The sequence below is a fragment of the Rhizobium sp. RAF56 genome (assembly GCF_052113965.1).
Taxonomy (GTDB): domain Bacteria; phylum Pseudomonadota; class Alphaproteobacteria; order Rhizobiales; family Rhizobiaceae; genus Rhizobium.
This window is the reverse complement of sequence record NZ_JBFRDU010000015.1, coordinates 1-19,880: the sequence shown is the minus strand read 5'-3', so window position 1 is coordinate 19,880 and position 19,880 is coordinate 1. Positions and strand designations below refer to the sequence as shown.

Below are 19,880 nucleotides of genomic sequence, written 5' to 3'. Positions count from 1 at the left end.
CGACTAAGTTTGGCATCCCCTCGCGTCGACGTTCAGCTTCACTGAGCGTCCGTCGGCTCGCCGCAACGTGACACTGTCGAACTGCGCCATGACCGGGCATGCATGATTGGGGAAAATACGAACTCGGCTGCCGATCGCGGGCATGGCGCCGTCGCCGCGCACAAAACCGTGCTCTTCCGACAGCCGCTCTACCATCCACGTCCGATCGCAAGTCTCGTCGGCGGCCGTGACGATGCCGAAACCGGAGCCACCGGTGCCATGCGCCCCGAGATCCGAGGTCAGCGTCTTCGAACCGGCATCGACAATGAAGCGATCACCGTTTGTGGCAACCACGCGAGCGACGACCGATAGCGCCAACTGGTCTGGCGTGCAGATGCCAAGGCGAAGTGCCGTTGCATCGAGTAGAGCATAGTTGCCGGGGCGGATCTCCATCACCCCTTCAGGCAGCGGCGCGCCGAGGCATGTGGGGGTGGCGCCGACCGAGATGCATGGAACGGCGATGCCCTCCCCTCTCAGGGTATCGGCCAGCGTCAAGTGCACTTCCGCTTCGCGCCGCGCGATGGCATCCAGCGCCTCGGCGCCCTTCGCGCCATAGGAATGGCCCGCGTGAGATAGGAGGCCGGCAAAGCTCAGACCGGATGCACCGGCAATCCGCCGCGCAACATCGAGCGCTTCCGCGTCGTCAGGTTTCACCCCGACCCGCCCAAGGCCGACATCCACCTTGAGGAAAACGCCGAGCGTCATTCCGTGGGAGACGGCAGCTTCCGACAGCGCATCGACGCCGGGCAAGCTCGCCGCGATCAGGCGCAACTTTGTCGAGCGCGTCTTCACGGCAGAAAGCAGCCGACCGAGGGCGTCGGCTCGAACGATCGGATAGGCGAGGACGAGCGATGGCACGCCGCGTTCGACGAAGACAAGGGCCTCCGACGGCTTGGATGCGGTGACGCCCGCAGCACCGAAAGCGAGCTGCTTTTCAGCAAGCGCCACGCTCTTGTGGGTCTTTATGTGAGGAAACAGGCGGACGCCCGCAGCGGACGCTCGCGCTTGCATGTCCTTCATATTGCGGTCGAGCCGCGCCTCGTCGATTTCCACGAACGGCGTCGGCAGATCCGCCGGCGCGGGGCGCTCCAGACCCAGGGCCAGCGCGCCGTCGTCGGCTAGATTTGGAAAGCTTGGCGTGGTCACGGGGCTGCTCGGCGGGTTTATTCAGGGATCTGACTTTGCTTGCGCTAAGCCTGCAGCTTGATGGCATAGATGAGATCATATGCCAACAGATTTTCGTATAAGAAAAATTCAGGTACACATTCGCGAAACTTATGCGTCGGGTTATAGATAGAAGCCGACGGCCAAGGCGCCTGGCTATGGAAGGGTGGGAATGAATGCGCAACGATATCGGGTCGCCAGCGGATACCGAGCAGGAGAGGTCGTCACTCCTTGGAGACTGCTTGCGCGGCCTGCGCAACCGTCGCGGCCTGACGCTGGTGGCCGTGAGCAAGCTGACGGGCATTTCCATCTCGACGCTCTCAAAGGTGGAAAACCATCAGCTTTCCCTAACCTATGACAAGCTCCTGCAGCTGGCGAACGGCCTCGGCGCCGATATCTCCGAGCTTTTCACGCAGGAGACCCACCAGCGCGGCAAGGGATGGCGCTCCTTCAATCCGCCTCGGGTCGGTGCAAGCATTCCGACGCCCAACTACGACTACCGCTATCTTTGCGCCGATCTCTCGTCGAAGAAGATGATCCCTATCACCGCAACCGTGCGCGCACGCTCGATGGATGAGTTCGGCGATTTCGTCAGCCACTCGGGTGAAGAATTCGTCTACATCATCAAAGGCGACGTGCTCTTCTGCAGCGAATTCTACAAACCGCTTCCGATGCCCGCCGGTTCTTCCATTTATTTCGACGCCCGCATGGGACACGCTTACTTAAACAGCGGCGAGGCGGAAGCGGAGATCCTTTGCATCTGTTCCTCGCCGGAATCGGAACTGGATTCGGTGATGGCAAAGATGCTCGCCGAGGATGGTCAGCCGTAAGCTGCAATGAAATTGATCGATGCGGACGCTGGCTGGCTCAACCGATCAAGTAGGCTGCTTCCTTGCGATCGAAGCCAATGATCCGCTGACCATCGTTGAATGCCTGGAGCAGAGCCTCTCGAAGCTCCAATCTGGCCGAGAGCGCTGCTTGCGGGTCCGTGGACAAGAGCTGCTCGATGTCGCGCGGGATATGGAGCCGTTGTCCCGGCGGCAGAGCCGGCGGTTCACCTTGCGCGCGCGCGGCAACAAGGGGGTCGTCGAGCCGCCAGTCGGCGACGATGCGGTCTGAAGGCAGGCCGGCGTTAATGCCGACCATGGGGCCGTAGTAGTCGACATGGTAGACAGACGATGTCGCGCCCAAGTTGGCGATATTCAAGCCGGCGTTGATGGCGCGGATCGGATCATAGGTCCAACGCACCAAAGTGATGTCCCTGGCGAGGCACCAGTCCCGCTGAAACCATTTGAGTTGCTCCCCCAGCTTCAGGCCCCTCGCCTCGGACAGCACGGCCAGCCGGTGCGAATGCTGAACGCCTCTGGTGGCGCTCGGAAACCCAAAGAGAAAGCCGATCATTTTCTCTTCGGCAAAGGCGCCCGCCACCAGGCCGCCCTCATGCTGTATCGCAAGCATCAGGTCCGAGTTGTCGGGAGGATCGTCCTCGCCCCAGACCAGCCTTTGCAAGCTCTCGGCCCGCTTTAGCTCATCGACCGTTTCGACTTCACGGATCACGATGTTCATGCAGCGAACTCCTCGCGGAGGTCGGTAAGGGTATCGAGGAATGCGAGATCGAGAGTTACCCCAATCCCCGGGCCATTGCTGGGCACGGCCATGCGACCGTCCACGGCCTCAAGAGCCTCATTGACGATGTCGCGCGCGAAATAACGGCTGGCGGAAGACGTGTCACCCGGCTTGGTAAAGTTCGGCAAGGTCGATAGGTGAATATTGTGTGCACGACCGATGCCCGCTTCCAGCATTCCACCACACCAAACGGGCACGTCAAACGCCGCACAAACGTCGTGAATTGCACGCGACGCGGTATGCCCGCCGACTCGGCCGACCTTGATGTTGATGACACGCCCGGCGCCAGCGACCAAGGCTTTGCGGGCATCGACCGCCGAACGGATGCTTTCGTCCAGGCAAATCGCGGTGACGAGCTTTTCCTGCACCTTCACGTGGTCGACGATATCGTCAAAAGCCAGGGGTTGCTCGATATAATCAAGCGAGAAATCGTCCATCGCCTTGAGAAGCGGAAGGTCCGAGAGCCTATAGTCGGTGTTTGCATCGACCGTCAGTTTGGCGTCGGGAAAACGATCCCGCACGGCTTTCAGCATGGCCAGATCGTGGCCACGTTTGATCTTCAGCTTGATGCGCCGATATCCCGACTGAAGCGCGGCTTCGACGCGATCGATCGTTGTCGGAATATCCGCTATGCCAAGGCTCACGCCAACATCCACGGCATCGCGCACCCCGCCGAGCGCGGCGCGCAGCGGTATGTTCAACGCCTTGGCCCAAAGGTCCCATAGCGCCATCTCGACCATTGCCTTGCTCATTTTATGGCCCCGCCACGGATCGAGAACCGCACCAAGCTCGGCTGGATTGCTGAACCGCTTGCCGATGAGTTGCGGAAGAACCGCTTCGCGCAGGAAGGCCAGCGAGCCGGAGATAGTCTCCTCCAGATAGTCCGGCAGCGGATCCATCACGCCTTCCGCATAACCCTCGAGCCCTTCAGCGCGAAGGGTCAATATGGGGATAACCTTTTCGGTCATCGTGCCGGTCGAGATCACGAAGGGCGTGAGCAGAGGCAACCGGATCAGGCGCAGCTCAGCATGCTCAATCAACAGGCCAGGAAAAATCGGGGCGGTCATAACGGTTACTCCAAGGGCGAATTTGACTGTATGTGACAGCGGCGAATGCGCTTGGCGAGATCAAATGCGTTTTTTGCGGGAAGCGCCCAGCGTTTTTTTCGATTTACGCGCCGAGGTTCGTCGATGACGACCTTGCGCCCACGAAATGCCGCAACATCCGAAAGCCGGTGCGCCGTTTCCTTCGTCAAAGGAAGGACCGCACCGGCCTCAGAATCCATAGTCTCAAAAAACGAGATGCGCTTTGGCTAAAACCCGCCGTCAGAACCGTTGCGGAGCAGCCGGCTTGTTTCCAACAATGGCGTCGATACGGGTGAGCACTTTGGGCGTCAGCCTGTCCTTGTAAGCCAAGGCCGCAAGGTTGTCTTCCAATTGGCTCTTGCGCGACGCGCCGAGAATTACCGTCGACACGTGGCGGTTGGAGAGGCACCAGAGCAGAGCGAGGTGGGTGATCGAAATGCCGATTTCGTCGGCAAGTCCAGCCAATTCCGCCACCTTGGCAAGCTGGGCACGGCCCGCGTCGCTCGTCCATTTCTCCTTCAGCCATTCGTAACCCGGCAAGTTCATGCGGCTGTCATCAGGCACGCCCTTGTTGTACTTGCCAGTCAGCACGCCCGACGCCAGCGGCGACCAGATCGTGGTGCCCAGGCCCAGCAGACTGTAGAGCGGCAGATAATCGCCCTCAACCTTCTGGCGTTCAAAGAGGTTGTATTGCGGCTGCTCCATCGTCGGAGGCGTAATACGCATATCGCGGGCCACGGCGTAGGCTTCGGTCAGTTGCTGCGCGGACCATTCCGACGTGCCCCAATAGAGGATTTTGCCTTGGGCGACGAGGTCGTGCATGGCGCGGACCGTTTCCTCGATCGGCGTATCGATGTCGGGCCGGTGGCAGAAATAGAGATCGAGATAATCCACCTGCAGGCGCTTCAGCGCCGCGTGAGCTGCATCGGTAACATGCTTGCGCGACAGGCCTCTTTGTGTCGGTTTCTGGCCACCCCAAAACACCTTGCTGGAAACGATGAAGCTGTCTCGGCTCCACCCAAGGGTCTTCAGGGCCTCACCCATGACGACTTCCGATTTCCCGCTTTCATAGCCCTCGGCATTGTCGAAGAAATTTATGCCGTTGTCATAGGCATGCGCCATGAGACTGACAGCATCACTGCCTTCGACCTGCCTGCCGAAGGTAACCCACGATCCGAACGAGAACTCACTGACCTGCAGGCCGGATTTTCCAAGACGACGATATTCCATGGCACATTTCCTAACGGACAAGGGAGGGGGCAACATAGGCCCGTAGCCCATGCAAAGACAATCGCTCAGTCGTTTCGGAGAGGCTTTCGAGGTTTGCACTTCTGCCAACTAGCTTTTTAGATTGGTCAATCCATTGTCGGTCAGTGACCGTGATCTGGTCGAGATATGCGACAGATTGAACGCCACATCGCGCAAATGCCTCGGCTACAAAACAACGGCCGAAGTCTTCCGCCAGAAACTCCTCGCGCAGATCAGGCGCACCGGTTAGCCTCTCGAAGCCCGCAAGTCGCGGTTCGCCATGAACTCACGGGGCAGCACAGTGATCGTTTCCGACGACGCCGGCCGGTTCCGCGTCGGCGATCATGCGCTGTGCTAGGTGCATGCCGAGCGCCTTCTGCAGAAGCTGATTCCGGCCTCCGCGAAGGAGGAGCGGCTGCTCACTACGGTCGGCGGAGCCGCTCGGCTCGGCTGCGTCCAGCGACGTTGCCCAACCAATCGACAGTTCCACCAAATCTGCCCCACTTACCCTCACCGACCACTTTCGCCTGCACAGTCCCAGCGATTCAGCTCAGTGTTTTCGTAAGGCAAAATCGCCATATGGAAATCATATGGCGATTTGTTTCCGTTACTGGTTCGTTAACCATACTTGCCTCCCGGCTTCACCGGCGATGTAACTGCGGCAGGAAGATGGTAAAGAGGCCAAGCAGCGGCAGGTACGAGCAAACCTGGTAGACGAAAGCGATGCCATGCGTGTCGGCAAAGTTGCCGAGGAGGGCAGCACCCAGGCCACCTGCACCGAAGGCGAAGCCGAAGAACACGCCGGCGACGAGGCCTACCCGGCCCGGCAGAAGCTCCTGCGCAAACACGACGATCGCGGGAAAGGCCGAGGCCAGGATCAGACCGATGATAACCGTGAGGATCGCCGTCCAGAACAGGGTCGCATACGGCAGGAGCAGCGCAAACGGGATACACCCGAGGATGGAGAACCAGATCACGAAGCGGGCGCCGAAGCGGTCACCGATCGGTCCCCCGGCCACCGTGCCGACCGCGACGGATCCAAGGAAGAGAAACAGCATGAGCTGCGCGTCGCGAACGCCCAGGTGAAACTTCTCGATGACGTAAAAGGTGAAATAGCTGGATATACTCGACATGTAGACGTTCTTCGTCGCCGTCAGCAGCACGAGGATGAGGAGGGCCCAGATCACCCGGTTCCGCGACAGCGGCAGTTCGCGGCTCACCGGCGGTCGGCTGGCATTTTTCCGGCGATGGCCGATATACCAGTTGCCAACCCAGCTCAGAACCACGATGCCGAGCATGGCGACGCCAGAAAACCAGGCAACGCTATGCTGCCCGAGCGGCAGGACGATGAAGGCGGCGAGAAGCGGTCCGAGCGCGCTGCCTGCATTGCCGCCGAGCTGAAACAGCGACTGCGCCAGGCCATGACGGCCGCCGGAGGCAAGCCGCGCCACGCGTGAGGACTCCGGATGAAAGACCGCGGACCCGAAGCCGATCATGCTTGCCGCCAAAAGCAGCAGCGGGAAGCTTCCGGCATTGCCGAGCAGGATGAGCCCGCAAAACGTACTCGTCATGCCGACCGGCAGCGAATAGGGCATCGCCCAGCGGTCCGTCACCAGCCCGACCACCGGCTGCAGCAGCGAGGCTGTGACCTGGAAAGTCATCGTCAAGAGGCCGATCTGCACGAAGTCGAGATTGTAATTTGCCTTGAAGAGCGGATAGAGCGAGGCAAGGAGCGACTGCATGATGTCGTTCAGCATGTGGCAGAAGCTTACAGCGAGAACGATCGATATCGTCGTCTTTTCAAACCGGGCGGAAGTGCCCGAAAATACCTGGGTCATGAAGTCTTTTCCTCCTGCGCCGCCGGCTTTTCGGCGCTCGCGTCATTCGGTGCCCTTTTTACATGGCTTGTCGCTGACCTTCTTTTGTGTTGTGGTCCAATTCTTTCGCGATTGGGCCAAAAATGGAAAAGCTCACCCGGCAATTGCTCGCGCGGCTTCACGATGATCACGAGCGCACCATCCGCTGGATGGAAGGCTCGAATGCCGACGTGGTGGTTCATAGTGCGGCGCAACCCCAGGGCTACACCGTTCCCCGCCACAGTCACCGCCGTGCGCAATTCCTCTGCGTATTTTCCGGGGTGGTGCTCGTCGCCACTGATCGCGGCCGATGGATGATCCCGCCGGGTCACGCGCTACACATTCCCCGTGGCATTCCGCATAGCGTCGAAATGCTAAGCGATGTCAGCATGAAATCCGTTTATGTCACGCCGCCGGACGATGGTGTCGAGCCTGACGGCCCGCGCGTGCTCCAAGTCAGCGAGCTCGCCCGCAGCCTTCTTTTGGAGGCCATTCGCTTGCAGGAGCTCTCGGACGAGAGGCGCAAGGCAGATCTGGTCTTCGCGCTCCTTGTCGAGGAAGTCTCCGCGCTTGAGGAGCGGCCGCTGGGCCTCCCCTTCCCCGCCGATCGCCGGCTTGCAGCACTTTGCCGCGACTACATGGCGCGGCCTGCCCCCAATCTTCGGCTCGACGATTGCGCAGACAAACTCTCCATGAGCCGGCGGACCTTCACCCGCCTGTTCCGCAAGGAGACCGGCATCAGTTTCAGCACTTGGCGGCAACAGGCGAGTGTCTTTGCCTGCCTGCCGCAATTGGCCGATGGTCTGCCGGTCACCGAGGTTGCCCTGGAAGCAGGCTATGAAAGCGTGGCAGCCTTCACCACCATGTTTCGACGCATGCTCGGCGCCTCGCCCCGCAGCTACATGGTCAACCGATGGTCCTTCGATCGCGGTTAGCTTCGCCAACTCCCCTACCCCGCCCGCTTCGACGGCGCCGCATTTGTGCGCATCAACGCCATCAGCATCGGCCCGAGCGAGAAATCCCCTTGCTCCGCTTTTCGTGTCAGATCGCGCAGATATCCGCCGGCCGAATTGATGTGCCCCGCCCTTTCGAGGATGCACGCCATTACCGTCGCGGCATTTTCCGGCCCCATGACCTCACTCGCCCGCTCATAGGCGCTCGGACTGACCCCCAACATCGATCTGATCACCACCGCCGCGGCCATTAGATCGCGCCAACTCGAGATCGCGCCCCCCGGACCGTACATCGCGACTTCCGGACACGCATGCAGCACCATGGATAGCGGGAAAGACTTTGGCGGCCCGACGGAGGTTTGCGGTTTTTCCTCCAACTTTTCGCCCTGCTTCTTTTCAGAAGCCGGTTCAAGTTCATATGAAGGGTGTGGGTTTGAATTCTGTATGTGACGCCCATTTTGGTCGTCATTGGCGCTCTTTTTTTCTGCTTTTATCTTGGATTCCAGAATCTTGGTGACCTGTTGGCGGAATGCTTCAAGCCCTGTCAGCGTTTCGCGCAGATCGTCAGCTTGTGGCGTACGCGGCAGGCTCATCGAAATCGCACGCAGCTGCAACTGCATGTCTACCCAGTCCCCGGCCAAACCTTCCTCCATAGCCGTTTCGATCAGTTTGACAATGTCGCGCCGGCAGATGGAAAGGCGCTCCTTGAGGCTCTTCAGCAGCAGTCGTTCAGCGGCCACCTCACCTGCCAGCCGCTCGATCTCCAGCGATCTTGCGAGCAACGGTGCCAGGCTGAAGCCGTAGGCCTCGTTGATCTCCCCTCCCCCGCCCTTGCGGGCGTAACGCTTGCCGTTCGGACTGTCCTTGCGGATGATCAGTCCGGCATCGACAAGTGCTGCCAGATGGCGCCTGAGTGTCGTTCCGGCCATGCCATGCGTGCGAATGGAGAGCTGCACGTTCGACGGAAAAACCACCGTGCCGTTCTCTTCGGAGATCTCGTTCTTGGGATAGAAGCTGAGCAGCGCGTTCAGAACCGCAAGCGCGCGGTCGGATACGCCGATCGGCCCTCGCGCTTCGCAGAGCGCGCGAAACAGCTTCCATTTATCAACGGTCTTGTTCGGCTCGATTTCGCTGGCATCGAGCTGGATTGCCAGCATGCCAAGCGTCATCGACCGCCGCCCAAAGGGCGTCGTTATACTTCCAGGCTGCATGTCTTTCACCTTTTCAAAGGCAAAAGAAATCCATCCACCCAAAACGGTGCCAATGATGCTTGACAGTGATTCCCGGAAATGCGAATCTCAGATTGTCCAGATATGAGAAAGGCTTCCGCGACGGCAACGTTCGGAGGCTTTTTTCTTTTGCGGTCTATTCTCCTGCTTGGTTCTGTTTTTCGGATCGATAGGCTTCATAAAGCTCATCGAGACGACGCGAGATAAAATCGCCGAAGGCTGGCGCATCCGCAGTCTTCAGGGCGAGCGTAAAGGATTGACCGGCCGACTTTATCTTGCCGCGAATGCGGTCCCCCGATTTCGGAGCCCATTCATATTCGCTGGATGCGGATTTTTCCGGCTTGCGGGCAAGCTCGGAGACAATCATTTCAAAGCGTGTGTCGGACTCCGCCTCCCGGAAATTCGCAGCCGAAAGCAGGCTCTTGAGCCTTGCGAGCGCGTTCCCGGTCATTGCTTCCGCAAGTGCCATCCATTTGCGCCGACCGATCCCCGGCGCGGCACCCACACCGTTCACGACATCGGCCGGCACGGTTTTGGCCACCGATATCAGCTTGGAGAGCTCCGTCTTGTCCGTCGAGAGCGCCCTCATGATCACCGGGCGCTCGAAACCACCAGCCTCCAGATTGAAGGCAAAGAGTGCGCGCTCGATGTAGGAAAGATTGCGCCGCGCCGAATTCTCGACGCCCTGGGCAATGACGACATCCGCATCATCGAGACGGCGGACAATCGCCAGAACCTTGCGCTGGAGCAGCTTGGCTGCCTGCAGCCGGCGATGGCCATAGGCAACCTGATAACGATCCTTGAGCGTTGGATGGGCGCGCACGAGGATCGGCACTTCTTGGCCGTTTTCCGCAATCGACCGCACGAGTTCGTCGTCCAGATCGGCCGGCATGCCGGCTAGGCGGTCGCGAATGAAGGAAACGTCCACCAGATCGGGATCGAGTTCCACGACGCGCTCTCCGGATAGCAGCGCTTCCTGCATAGCGCGGCTTTCTTCCTCCATGCGGCCGAGGGTCAGCGCCATAGAACGCACCGGGCCTGCCGGTCCTCGTGTGGCCGCTTCCTCGAAGTTGGCCGCGGCCAACTCTTGTGCGGTGTCGTCGAATAGTCCCTTTAGCCGGTCGCGTCTGCTCATAGGCGTCCCCACGCTTTGTGAACTCCGGCCAACACCTCGCCGTTGGCCGCGTTGACCGATTCCAATGCCCGATCGTAGGTCGAGCGGCGCACCTGCCCGCGCTCGATTTCATAAAGCGTCTGCTTCGTCAGACCTGCATCGGCAATAGCGGTGGATTTGAGGATTGTCGCCGTCAGCACGTCGTCCCCGAAAAGACTGCGCAGCAGCGCCACGATCTGCGACTGCGGGGCGTCGAACGGCTCATGCCTCGTGACGACATACTTGATGAAGTCGTGTTGCAGATCACCGCCAGCCTTGCGGACGACGGAGAGAAGATCGGCGGTCATCAGCAAAAACTGCGACATCGACGCCACGTCGACCATTTGCGGATGAATGGTGATCAGCAGCGCTGTCGCCGCGCAGACCGCGCCGAGCGTCAGGTAACCGAGCTGCGGCGGGCAGTCGATCACGACGATGTCGTAGTCGCTCTCCACCTCCGCGATCGCCATCCCAACCCGCTTGAAGAAAAGTCCGCCGTTGTCGCGTTGGCGATCGCCGAGGGCCCGCGGTGTTTCGTGTTCGAACTCCATAAGTTCGAGATTGCCGGGTACCAAATCGAGCCCGTCGAAATAGGTTTTGCGGATGATATCGCGCAGCGACCGGCGACTGTCGTCATAGCGGATGGCGCCATAGAGCGTATCGCCCTCACCGAGATCGAACTCCGGCTGGACGCCGAGCATCGAGGACAGCGACGCTTGCGGATCGAGGTCGATGGCAAGAACACGGTACCCGCTGAGTGCCAGATATTGCGCGAGATAGAGGCTCGTCGTGGTCTTGGCCGATCCACCCTTGAAATTGGTGACGGCGATCGTCTGCAGCTTCTCTCCCGGACGGCGCCAGGGAAGATAGCTCAATGCGTCCTTCGGCTTGATCTTGGCCATGTGCTGGCGCAATTCGTTGATCTGGCCAAGCGTGTAGGAACGGCGCCCGTTGGCGGCGACGTCCGGAGCCGGCCCCTTGCCGTCCAGCGACAGCTGCCGGAGGTAGCCATCCGAGACGCCAATCATCTGCGCGGCCTCGCCGGAGGTAAAGGTCCTGAGCATTTTCTGCGACAACGGCGAAAACAGCTTGTCGCGCAGAAGCTTCAACTGACGCGACAGCTGATTGGCATGCCGCTCAATTCGGACATCCGTGGTAAATACGCTTAAGCTGTCCAAGACACTCATTCCTCTTCGATGCGCTTTTTTGCTGATGAATCACTAAAAAGCGTATTGAAGATGCCACGATTCGGGATTCGCAGCAATAATGGTGATTTAGCCGCCTAAGTGTCGCAGTTGGCCGCGGCCAACTCAGTCGAATCACCTTGCCAAAACGTCGCCCTTTCGGCAAACAGCCACTAGAACCGGGGATCAGGACGTGACGCATCTCTACCTTATCGGCATCGGCAGCGGGAACCCGGAGCACCTTACCATCCAGGCGATCAACGCCATGAACAAGGCCGAGGTGATCTTTATCCCCACAAAAGGCGACGCCAAAAGCGACCTTGCCGAAGTCCGCCGCGAAATCTGCGCCCGCTACGTCACCCGCTCGGACATGCGCTACGTCGAGTATGCCGTGCCCGCCCGCAGAGTTATCGACCGAAGCTATGGCCAAAGCGTCGACGACTGGCACGCGGAGCTATGCGAAGCGTATGAGCTCCTGTTTGGAACGAACCTTTCTGCAGACGGGACCGGGGCCTTTCTGGTCTGGGGCGATCCCGGCCTCTACGACAGCACGATGCGAATAATAGAGCGCGTCAAATCCCGCGGTCGCACGGCGCTGGACTATACGGTCATACCCGGCATCACCAGTGTCCAGGCGCTGACAGCCAGCCACCGCATTCCACTCAACCTGATCGGAAAGCCGGTTCAGATCACCACAGGACGCCGGCTCAAGGAGTGCTTCCCGGATGCGATCGAGACCGCTGTCGTCATGCTCGACGGCGAGCAGGCCTTCAGCAAGATCGACGATCCCGACGCCTATATCTATTGGGGCGCCTACGTCGGGACGGCCAGCGAAATCCTCATTTCCGGCCGCCTTGTCGACATCAAGGACAACATCCTACAAGCTCGCGAACAGGCGCGAGCCCGCCACGGCTGGATCATGGACATCTATCTGCTGCGCAAGGGCGAGGATTTCGACGAATAGACCGGTCGCCGCGCCCCAGCCCATCGAAGCGGTTGCTCCATGCTCGCGATCATGTCAGGACAGTCCCTCATGGAGGACGCAGATGAGTGCCAGCGAGGCGCAGGCGAGGGAACCGACGGAAGCACAGCGCGACGCCGCTGACGCAAGCTTTTTGGTGCGCGGCGCCTGCCCGTCTCTTGCCGCTCCGATGGCGACCGGCGACGGGCTGCTCGTCCGCTTGCGGCCGGCGACACCCGGCCTCACCGTTGCCCAATGTCGCGAGTTGGCCGCGGCTGCGGCACGCCACGGCAATGGCCTGATCGAAATCACCGCGCGCGGGAATATTCAGATACGCGGCCTTCGCCAGGAAACGCTCACTCCCTTCGCGGCTGATATCGGTGATGCCGGGATTGAGGTCGAGACCGGCGTCACGATCGAGACGTCGGCGCTTGCCGGTATCGATCCGAAGGAACACGCGGACGCTCTCGAAATCGCGGCGACTTTGCGCGAGGCCATCAGCGCCATGTGTCCGCAGTTAGCGCTTGCGCCGAAACTCGCCATTATCGTTGACGGGCTCGGCTCGCTGCGACTTGACGACCTGTCAGCAGATATCCGGCTAACGGCCGAAGACGCCGGAAACGGGCGCTGGAGCCTAGCAATTGCCGGCACTGCGAAGACCGCCCGCCCGCTTCACGCCTCTCTCTCAACTTCCGAAGCCGTCGCCGCTATACACGACGTCTTGCGGGCGCTTGCTCGCGTTGGCCCGCGCGCCCGCGGTCGTGACCTCATATCCGGTCTCCCGCATTTGCCGCGAGAGGTCGCGCCAGCCCCTGTTGCACCGCGTCAGCGAACAACGCCAATCGGCGTCCATCGTCTGGGTGCTACCTCCGCCCTTGGGCTGCGCCTTGCCTACGGTCAAATCCAAGCCGCCGATCTGAGCGCCTTTCTTCTTGCCGCCGAAAGACTCGGTGCGAGCGAGATGCGCGCGGCCCACGACCATGCCCTGATCATTCTGGGCCTCAATGGCGCGTCCGTTGCATCGCTTCAGGCACTTGCCGCGCGCTACGGTCTCAGCGCCGATGCCGGCGACCCGGCCAATCGCATTGCAGTGTGCGCCGGGGCAGGGGGGTGCGCTTCTGCATTTTACAGAACCCGCGACGTCGCAGCTCTGCTCATCGCAGAAACGCCCGCCGTGCTGGACGGCTCCTACGCCGTGCATCTTTCCGGCTGCGCCAAGGGTTGCGCCCACCCCGCGCCGTCGACGATTGCGCTTGTCGGTACGCCAATAGGCTACGGCCTTGTCGTAAATGGTTCTGCCTCAGCCGAACCGATCGCTTACATCCGGGAAGACGATTTGAAATCCGCGCTACAGGGCCTCGCACGCCTCGTGCGCGACGAGAAAGAAGCTGGCGAATCGGTAAGCGCCTGCCTTACACGGCTGGACACGCATAGGATCCGCGCAGCGCTAGGACAGAGGTAGGAATGCCCGACTACGATTATATCCGCGAAGGCAACGCCATCTACGAGCGCTCTTTTGCGATCATCCGCAGTGAAGCCGATCTTTCGCGCTTTACCGACGAAGAAGCGGATGTCGCCGTTCGCATGGTGCATGCCTGTGGCTTGGTCGAAGCCGCGGCGCATTTCGTCTTCTCGCCCAACTTCGTATCGTCCGCCCGCGCAGCGCTCGCAGGCGGCGCACCGATCTTGTGCGACGCCGAGATGGTCGCCCATGGTGTTACGCGTGCGCGACTTCCTGCTCAGAACGAGGTGATTTGCACTTTGCACGACCGGCGCACAACGGAGATCGCTGCTGCGATCGGCAACACTCGTTCAGCTGCTGCCATGCACCTTTGGAAGGAACGTATGGGTGGCGCGGTGGTCGCGATCGGCAATGCGCCGACAGCGCTCTTTCATCTGCTCGAAATGCTGCGTGACGGGGCGCCGAAGCCGGCGGCGATCATCGGCATGCCCGTTGGCTTCGTAGGCGCTGCCGAGTCGAAGGACGCGCTCATGGAAAATTCCTACGGTGTGCCTCATGCGATCGTTCGTGGACGGCTCGGCGGCAGCGCAATCACGGCAGCTGCGATCAATGGGCTCGCGAGGCCAGGCCTATGAGCGTCACCTTTAAAGGCCGGCTGATCGGTGTAGGTACCGGTCCCGGCGATCCAGAACTTCTCACCCTGAAAGCGGTGAAGGCGATCGAGAGCGCCGATATCGTCGCCTTTTTTGCCAAGCAGGGCAGGGGAGGCAACGGCCGCGCGGTTGTCGAGCACCTGTTGAAGCCCGAGACTGAGCTTCTGCCGCTCTACTATCCCGTCACCACCGAAATCGGCAAGGACGAGGACGGTTACAAGCAAGAGATCACAGCGTTCTATGATGCCTCCGCCGCAGCCGTTGCGGCACACCTCAATGCCGGCCGGACCGTTGCCGTGCTCAGCGAAGGCGATCCGCTGTTCTACGGATCCTACATGCACCTGCATGTGCGGCTGGCCAACCGCTATGGCGCGGAGGTCATTCCCGGAATTACGGCCATGTCCGGCTGCTGGTCGCTCGCCGGTCTGCCGATCGTTCAGGGAGACGATGTACTCAGCGTGCTACCGGGCACGATGGCGGAGGGTGAACTCACCCGCCGCCTCGGCGACACGCAGGCGGCCGTGATCATGAAAGTCGGCCGCAACTTGCCAAAAATCCGGCGCGCACTCGAGGCAGCAGGACGTCTTAATGAGGCGGTCTATGTCGAGCGAGGCACGATGCCGAACGGCGCGATGATGCGGCTTTCGGAACGGCCGGAAGGAGAGGCGCCTTACTTCTCGCTGGTGCTCGTGCCCGGCTGGGAGAGTAAGCCATGACCGGACGTCTCTTCGTGATCGGCACGGGTCCCGGCAATCCGGAACAAATGACGCCCGAGGCCCGCACCGCCGTTGTCGAAGCGTCCGAATTTTTCGGCTATGGTCCTTATCTCGACCGGCTAGCGCTGCGCCCCGACCAGACCCGTCTCGCCTCCGACAATCGCGAGGAGTTGGACAGGGCGAAGGCTGCACTGGACCGTGCCGCGTCAGGCGTCTCGGTTTGCGTTGTCTCCGGCGGCGACCCCGGTGTCTTTGCCATGGCTGCCGCGGTCTGCGAAGCGATCGATCACGGTCCAGCGGCGTGGCGCGCCGTCGATCTCGTTATTCTACCCGGCATCACCGCCATGCTCGCCGTTGCCGCAAGGATCGGCGCGCCGCTTGGCCATGATTTTTGCGCGCTTTCCCTTTCAGACAACCTAAAACCTTGGAATATAATAGAAAAAAGGCTTTCACTCGTCGCAGAGGCCGGTTTTGTCATTGCGATCTACAATCCGATCAGCATGGCGCGGCCCTGGCAACTCGGCAAGGCCCTAGACATATTGCGGGAGCACCTGCCGGGCGAAACCCCCGTCATCTTCGGCCGTGCCGCCGGTCGGCCCGACGAAAGGATCACGGTCGCCCCTCTGGCCAGTGCCGAGGCCTCCAGCGCCGACATGGCCACCTGCGTGATCATCGGCTCGGCCGAGACGCGGATAGTCGCGCGCGATGGCAAGAGCGATCTCGTCTACACGCCGCGCTTCATCGCGGGAGAGAGCAGATGATCGAGATGGTTGAGCGCGCCCTCTACCGTCGTCGTGACCGGCAGGCCGGCGCCGGGCGCGCGTTCGACCATGATCACCTCGACGCCAAGCTGCCGCGCCGCCTCGATTTTCGCATAGGTGGCGCTGCCACCGCTGTTTTTGGTGACGAGCGCATCGATCTGATGGTGGCGCATCAGCCTTATCTCGTCGTCCAGCCGAAATGGTCCGAGGTCGCGGATATAGGTAACGTGCGGTACCGTGAGAGCGGGCTCGACCGGATCGACGCTGCGTACCAGGTAGTGGTGCATTGGCGCTCTGTTGACATGATGCGCTTCCTGCCTGCCAATCGCCAGGAAGACGTGGCGAGGGGCGGGGCCGAGGGCGGAGACGACTTCCGGCACGTCGCTGACCGGCACCCAGCGATCGCCTTCGACCGGCTGCCAGGGCGCTCGGCGGAGCGTGAAAGCGGGCAGGCCGGAAGCCGCTGCCGCTTCGACGGCGTTGCGGGACATTTGCGCTGCGAAGGGATGCGTCGCGTCGATCAGTATCGAAATCTCTTTTTCCCGGAGATAACGGGCGAGCCCCTCGGCGCCACCGAAGCCGCCTATGCGGACGGGAACCGGCTGCGGCAGCGGATCCACGGTACGCCCGGCAAGGGAAATCGTCGCGTCGAGATCGGGCCGCGCGGCAAGCGCCGCACCCAACAGTCGCGCTTCGGTCGTCCCGCCCAAGATCAAAATGCGGGTCTTGCCCATGCCTGATTTAACCTCCGCGCCCGAACGCTGGCTTACTATTATCGGTCTAGGTGAGGACGGTCCAGCCGGACTTGGCGATCGTGCCAAGCAACTGATCACCGAGGCGCCGATCGTCTTCGGCGGCGCGCGGCATCTGGCGCTGGCGGCACCCCTGATTTCCGGCGAGGCGATCGCATGGCAAAGCCCGTTCGAGCGCTCGGTGGAGAGGGTGCTTGCGCTTCGTGGCAGCCCGGTCGTCGTGCTTGCCTCGGGGGATCCGTTCTTCTTCGGCGTCGGAGCAACGCTTTCAAGGCATATACCCGTGGAGGAAATGCTGGTGTTGCCGGCGCCGTCCTCCTTCAGCCTCGCTTCCTCTCGCCTTGGTTGGCCGCTGCAGGATGTCGCCACCATTTCGCTGCATGGAAGGCCGCTAGATCTCATCCGTCCGTATCTGCACGACGGCCGAAGAGTCCTTGCGCTTACCTCCGACGGCGAAAGTCCTTTAGCGCTCGCCCGACTGCTGACGGCAAACGGCTTCGGTCAGTCGCGACTAACCGTTCTCGAGGCGCTCGGCGGACCGGAGGAACGCGTCACACACCGCATTGCAAATACATTTTCATTGTCGAACCTCAATGCGCTGAACATCTGCGCTATCGACGTCGTGGCAGGGGAGGGGGCTCTCGTCCTGCCCTGCGCCACGGGTCTCGACGACAGTCTATTCGAACATGACGGGCAGATTACCAAGCGTGAGATCCGCGCCGTCACGCTCTCCGCGCTCGCCCCCCGCCGCGGCGAACTGCTCTGGGATATCGGCGCCGGCTCGGGCTCCATCGCCATCGAATGGATGCTCTCCGATCCGTCGATGCGTGCCATCGCGATCGAAGCGGTTGGCGAACGCGCTGCCCGCATCCGCCGCAATGCGGAGAATTTCGGTGTGCCGGGATTGATCGTCGTCGAGGGGACCGCGCCCGCCGCGCTCGCTGGTCTCCCAACGCCCGACGCAATCTTCATCGGCGGCGGCGGTAGCGAGGAGGGCGTGCTGACCGCGGCCATCGCCAGCCTCAAGAGGGGAGGGCGGCTCGCCGCCAACGCGGTGACGACAGAGATGGAGGCAATGCTCATCGCCGCCCATGCCAAGCACGGCGGATCACTGATCCGCATTGACATCGCCCGGGCGGCTCCAGTTGGCGCCATGACCGGCTGGCGCCCTGCCATGCCGGTCACCCAATGGTCTTGGGTGAAACCCTCAGAACGACGAGAGGAAAGAGAATGACGGTGCATTTCATCGGCGCGGGGCCGGGAGCCGCGGACCTGATCACGGTGCGCGGGCGGGACCTGATCGGCAGATGCCCTGTCTGCCTTTATGCCGGCTCGATCGTCTCGCCGGAGCTTCTCGACTACTGCCCTGAGGGAGCCCGCATCGTCGATACCGCGCCGATGTCGCTCGACGAGATCGAAGCCGAATATCTGAAGGCAGCGGCGGCCGGCGAGGATGTCGCCCGCCTTCATTCCGGTGACCTCTCGGTCTGGAGCGCCGTCGCCGAGCAAATCCGCAGGCTGGATAAGCATGGAATTAGTTATACGCTGACCCCCGGCGTTCCGGCCTTCGCGGCAGCGGCCGCCACCCTTGGGCGCGAGCTCACAATTCCCGCTGCCGCGCAAAGCCTTGTGCTCACGCGCGTCTCCGGCCGCGCTTCGCCCATGCCGAACGGTGAAACGCTCGCCAATTTCGGGGCGACGGGTGCAACGCTCGCAATCCACCTGGCAATCCACGCCCTTGATCAGGTCGTTACCGAGTTGACGCCGCTCTACGGCGCCGACTGCCCGGTGGCAATCGTCGTCAAGGCGTCCTGGCCCGACGAGCGCGTGCTGCGTGGAACGCTTGCCGACATCCAAGCGAAGGTGGCGGCCGACCCGATCGAACGCACCGCGCTCATCTTCGTCGGCCGTTCGTTGGCGGCAAACGATTTTCGCGAAAGCTCGCTCTACGATCCCGCCTATCAACGCCGTTTCAGAGGGCGTGAATAGTGATTCTGTTCGCGGCGGGCACTGGTCGCAGGTCTACCGTGATTGCAGTTTCAAGAGCTCGCCGACATGTTGGGAAATCGCCGCGCTTCCCTCGTTGCAAAGGAGCTCTTCACTGATGGTTTTTGCTTTGCTCTGATATTGTTCCCCGTCAAGAATATCTCGGATACAGCTCGAAACGGATTGGACTGAGACATCCCTGCGCCAGAGTTTTTTGCCAACGCCTAAATGTTCAACGACGGAGGCGTTGTAGGCTTGGTCCGCAAAGAACGGAATGCACAACATCGGTGTCGCCCCAAAGAGCGCCTCTTGAACGCCATGGGGACCCGCTTGGGTTACGAAGCACCGCACTTTGGCAATACCGAGGATTTCGGGTTGCGGAACGAACGATTCAAACCGGATTTTTTCATCCACGGGCAGCTTGGACAAGAGCGGCTGCTGATTTGCAGGCAGGCTCCAGATCACACGTACATCGAGCGATCGCAATCCATCATAAACTGCTCTGGCAAAACCTCCATCAATCTCCACCGCCGAACCAAACGACACATACACAATTGGACGCTCGATGTCCGCGTCGAGCCACGCTCGAAGGCCATCAGATAGAGGCAGGGATGAATGAAATTTGAGCGCCGGAAACTCCCGTCGCGTCGCACCTTCGATTCGCAGCGCCGAACTCAACCGCAATCGTTCCAACGAGGCTGTCCCGAACACAAGCCATTCCGGCGACACCGCTTCACACCCACGTATCGGACGTGGGGGTCGAGTGTTCGAATCACTCCACTCCGACCAGCTTGAAACCCCGCTCCGGCGGGGTTTTTCGTTTCTGCTAACTTATCCTCAGATTTTGCACCGGGATTTTCACCGGGCGGAACGATTCACTGCCTTATGGATCGTCCGAGATCGCTTATACGCCGCCTCGCTGACCTCGACTCTTTGGCCTTCCCAAAACGCGGTGAATCTGAATCTCTGGCGCAAACCGGAGGTTTACGATGCGATCAGGGATTTCGTTACGTGAAGATTTTGACGGAGAACGTCTTCGGCGGCTGGCGCGG

General features: G+C 61.1%; 20 protein-coding genes and 1 pseudogene. 10 read left to right on the top strand and 11 right to left on the bottom strand.

Going from position 1 to position 19,880, the window contains the following annotated elements; all coding sequences use genetic code 11:
- Window positions 1-3: 3 nt before the first annotated feature.
- A complete protein-coding gene (locus AB4048_RS14425; RefSeq protein WP_442202652.1) occupies window positions 4-1,185 on the bottom strand; it encodes an alanine racemase in 1,182 nt (393 codons plus the stop codon).
- A 194-nt stretch (window positions 1,186-1,379) separates the two neighbouring features.
- Here AB4048_RS14425 and AB4048_RS14420 point away from each other — a divergent pair, with 194 nt between their 5' ends.
- Window positions 1,380-2,033, top strand: a complete 654-nt coding sequence (locus AB4048_RS14420) for a helix-turn-helix domain-containing protein (protein WP_442202651.1) — start codon at window positions 1,380-1,382, stop codon at window positions 2,031-2,033.
- A 37-nt stretch (window positions 2,034-2,070) separates the two neighbouring features.
- On the opposite strand, the gene AB4048_RS14415 is transcribed toward AB4048_RS14420, so the two are convergent.
- The 3 genes from AB4048_RS14415 to AB4048_RS14405 form a co-directional block, all read right to left on the bottom strand.
- Window positions 2,071-2,769 carry a GNAT family N-acetyltransferase gene (locus AB4048_RS14415; protein WP_442202650.1) on the bottom strand — a complete coding sequence of 233 codons (699 nt, stop codon included), beginning with the start codon at window positions 2,767-2,769 and terminating at the stop codon, window positions 2,071-2,073.
- A complete protein-coding gene (menC, locus tag AB4048_RS14410; protein WP_442202649.1) occupies window positions 2,766-3,896 on the bottom strand; it encodes an o-succinylbenzoate synthase in 1,131 nt (376 codons plus the stop codon). Before menC ends, AB4048_RS14415 begins: the two co-directional genes overlap by 4 nt.
- Window positions 3,897-4,154: 258 nt before the next feature.
- The gene (locus AB4048_RS14405; protein ID WP_442202648.1) at window positions 4,155-5,144 is read right to left on the bottom strand and encodes a potassium channel beta subunit family protein; all 990 of its coding nucleotides are present in this window, start codon (window positions 5,142-5,144) and stop codon (window positions 4,155-4,157) included.
- A gap of 145 nt (window positions 5,145-5,289) precedes the next feature.
- Between AB4048_RS14405 and AB4048_RS14400 the strand changes: the two are divergent.
- Window positions 5,290-5,412: pseudogene (locus AB4048_RS14400) on the top strand (IS30 family transposase); the annotation flags it as partial.
- A gap of 36 nt (window positions 5,413-5,448) precedes the next feature.
- Here the strand turns inward: AB4048_RS14400 and AB4048_RS14395 are convergent.
- Window positions 5,449-5,652, bottom strand: a complete 204-nt coding sequence (locus AB4048_RS14395; RefSeq protein WP_442202769.1) for a hypothetical protein — start codon at window positions 5,650-5,652, stop codon at window positions 5,449-5,451.
- 151 nt (window positions 5,653-5,803) lie between these two features.
- A complete protein-coding gene (locus AB4048_RS14390) occupies window positions 5,804-7,000 on the bottom strand; it encodes an MFS transporter (RefSeq protein WP_442202647.1) in 1,197 nt (398 codons plus the stop codon).
- A 122-nt stretch (window positions 7,001-7,122) separates the two neighbouring features.
- Between AB4048_RS14390 and AB4048_RS14385 the strand changes: the two genes are divergently transcribed.
- A complete protein-coding gene (locus tag AB4048_RS14385; RefSeq protein WP_442202646.1) occupies window positions 7,123-7,953 on the top strand; it encodes an AraC family transcriptional regulator in 831 nt (276 codons plus the stop codon).
- A gap of 14 nt (window positions 7,954-7,967) precedes the next feature.
- Here AB4048_RS14385 and repC read toward each other — a convergent pair whose 3' ends face one another.
- The 3 genes from repC to repA all read right to left on the bottom strand — a co-directional run bounded on the left by repC (window position 7,968) and on the right by repA (window position 11,531).
- A complete protein-coding gene (repC, locus tag AB4048_RS14380; protein WP_442202645.1) occupies window positions 7,968-9,182 on the bottom strand; it encodes a plasmid replication protein RepC in 1,215 nt (404 codons plus the stop codon).
- A gap of 154 nt (window positions 9,183-9,336) precedes the next feature.
- Window positions 9,337-10,335, bottom strand: coding sequence for a plasmid partitioning protein RepB (gene repB / locus AB4048_RS14375; RefSeq protein ID WP_442202644.1), 999 nt, complete (start codon window positions 10,333-10,335; stop codon window positions 9,337-9,339).
- A complete protein-coding gene (gene repA / locus AB4048_RS14370; RefSeq protein ID WP_442202643.1) occupies window positions 10,332-11,531 on the bottom strand; it encodes a plasmid partitioning protein RepA in 1,200 nt (399 codons plus the stop codon). The genes repB and repA overlap by 4 nt, the downstream gene beginning before the upstream one ends.
- Window positions 11,532-11,730: 199 nt before the next feature.
- On the opposite strand from repA, the gene cobF reads away from it, so the two are divergent.
- The 5 genes from cobF (at window position 11,731) to AB4048_RS14345 (ending at window position 16,090) form a co-directional block, all read left to right on the top strand.
- On the top strand, window positions 11,731-12,501 hold the full coding sequence (gene cobF, locus AB4048_RS14365; protein ID WP_442202642.1) for a precorrin-6A synthase (deacetylating): 771 nt from the start codon (window positions 11,731-11,733) through the stop codon (window positions 12,499-12,501).
- Between the two features lie 82 nt (window positions 12,502-12,583).
- Window positions 12,584-13,960: a precorrin-3B synthase gene (cobG, locus tag AB4048_RS14360; RefSeq protein WP_442202641.1), complete on the top strand. Its 1,377-nt coding sequence runs from the start codon at window positions 12,584-12,586 to the stop codon at window positions 13,958-13,960.
- Window positions 13,961-13,962: 2 nt separating this feature from the next.
- The gene (locus AB4048_RS14355) at window positions 13,963-14,595 is read left to right on the top strand and encodes a precorrin-8X methylmutase (RefSeq protein WP_442202640.1); all 633 of its coding nucleotides are present in this window, start codon (window positions 13,963-13,965) and stop codon (window positions 14,593-14,595) included.
- Complete coding sequence (locus tag AB4048_RS14350) at window positions 14,592-15,329, top strand: precorrin-2 C(20)-methyltransferase (RefSeq protein ID WP_442202639.1); 738 nt, start codon at window positions 14,592-14,594, stop codon at window positions 15,327-15,329. Before AB4048_RS14355 ends, AB4048_RS14350 begins: the two co-directional genes overlap by 4 nt.
- Window positions 15,326-16,090, top strand: a complete 765-nt coding sequence (locus AB4048_RS14345; protein WP_442202638.1) for a precorrin-3B C(17)-methyltransferase — start codon at window positions 15,326-15,328, stop codon at window positions 16,088-16,090. The genes AB4048_RS14350 and AB4048_RS14345 overlap by 4 nt, the downstream gene beginning before the upstream one ends.
- On the opposite strand, the gene AB4048_RS14340 is transcribed toward AB4048_RS14345, so the two are convergent.
- Window positions 16,054-16,824 (bottom strand): cobalt-precorrin-6A reductase, encoded by a 771-nt coding sequence (locus AB4048_RS14340; RefSeq protein ID WP_442202637.1) that lies wholly within the window; start codon window positions 16,822-16,824, stop codon window positions 16,054-16,056. The two genes, AB4048_RS14345 and AB4048_RS14340, sit on opposite strands and share 37 nt — an antisense overlap.
- Between AB4048_RS14340 and cbiE the strand changes: the two genes are divergently transcribed.
- Together cbiE and cobM are read left to right on the top strand one after the other, a co-directional pair.
- On the top strand, window positions 16,808-18,076 hold the full coding sequence (gene cbiE / locus AB4048_RS14335; RefSeq protein ID WP_442202636.1) for a precorrin-6y C5,15-methyltransferase (decarboxylating) subunit CbiE: 1,269 nt from the start codon (window positions 16,808-16,810) through the stop codon (window positions 18,074-18,076). The genes AB4048_RS14340 and cbiE overlap by 17 nt on opposite strands.
- Complete coding sequence (cobM, locus tag AB4048_RS14330) at window positions 18,073-18,831, top strand: precorrin-4 C(11)-methyltransferase (protein ID WP_442202635.1); 759 nt, start codon at window positions 18,073-18,075, stop codon at window positions 18,829-18,831. Before cbiE ends, cobM begins: the two co-directional genes overlap by 4 nt.
- A 33-nt stretch (window positions 18,832-18,864) precedes the next feature.
- On the opposite strand, the gene AB4048_RS14325 is transcribed toward cobM, so the two are convergent.
- Window positions 18,865-19,506, bottom strand: a complete 642-nt coding sequence (locus AB4048_RS14325; protein ID WP_442202634.1) for a glycosyltransferase — start codon at window positions 19,504-19,506, stop codon at window positions 18,865-18,867.
- Window positions 19,507-19,880: the final 374 nt, after the last annotated feature.

Coding starts and splice junctions, on each gene's coding strand:
- AB4048_RS14420 (WP_442202651.1), top strand. CDS start 1,380: ATGCGCAACGATATCGGGTCGCCAGCGGATACCGAGCAGGAGAGGTCG.
- AB4048_RS14415 (WP_442202650.1), bottom strand. CDS start 2,769: ATGAACATCGTGATCCGTGAAGTCGAAACGGTCGATGAGCTAAAGCGG.
- menC (WP_442202649.1), bottom strand. CDS start 3,896: ATGACCGCCCCGATTTTTCCTGGCCTGTTGATTGAGCATGCTGAGCTG.
- AB4048_RS14405 (WP_442202648.1), bottom strand. CDS start 5,144: ATGGAATATCGTCGTCTTGGAAAATCCGGCCTGCAGGTCAGTGAGTTC.
- AB4048_RS14390 (WP_442202647.1), bottom strand. CDS start 7,000: ATGACCCAGGTATTTTCGGGCACTTCCGCCCGGTTTGAAAAGACGACG.
- AB4048_RS14385 (WP_442202646.1), top strand. CDS start 7,123: ATGGAAAAGCTCACCCGGCAATTGCTCGCGCGGCTTCACGATGATCAC.
- repC (WP_442202645.1), bottom strand. CDS start 9,182: ATGCAGCCTGGAAGTATAACGACGCCCTTTGGGCGGCGGTCGATGACG.
- repB (WP_442202644.1), bottom strand. CDS start 10,335: ATGAGCAGACGCGACCGGCTAAAGGGACTATTCGACGACACCGCACAA.
- cobG (WP_442202641.1), top strand. CDS start 12,584: ATGAGTGCCAGCGAGGCGCAGGCGAGGGAACCGACGGAAGCACAGCGC.
- AB4048_RS14355 (WP_442202640.1), top strand. CDS start 13,963: ATGCCCGACTACGATTATATCCGCGAAGGCAACGCCATCTACGAGCGC.
- AB4048_RS14350 (WP_442202639.1), top strand. CDS start 14,592: ATGAGCGTCACCTTTAAAGGCCGGCTGATCGGTGTAGGTACCGGTCCC.
- AB4048_RS14345 (WP_442202638.1), top strand. CDS start 15,326: ATGACCGGACGTCTCTTCGTGATCGGCACGGGTCCCGGCAATCCGGAA.
- cbiE (WP_442202636.1), top strand. CDS start 16,808: ATGCGGGTCTTGCCCATGCCTGATTTAACCTCCGCGCCCGAACGCTGG.
- AB4048_RS14340 (WP_442202637.1), bottom strand. CDS start 16,824: ATGGGCAAGACCCGCATTTTGATCTTGGGCGGGACGACCGAAGCGCGA.
- cobM (WP_442202635.1), top strand. CDS start 18,073: ATGACGGTGCATTTCATCGGCGCGGGGCCGGGAGCCGCGGACCTGATC.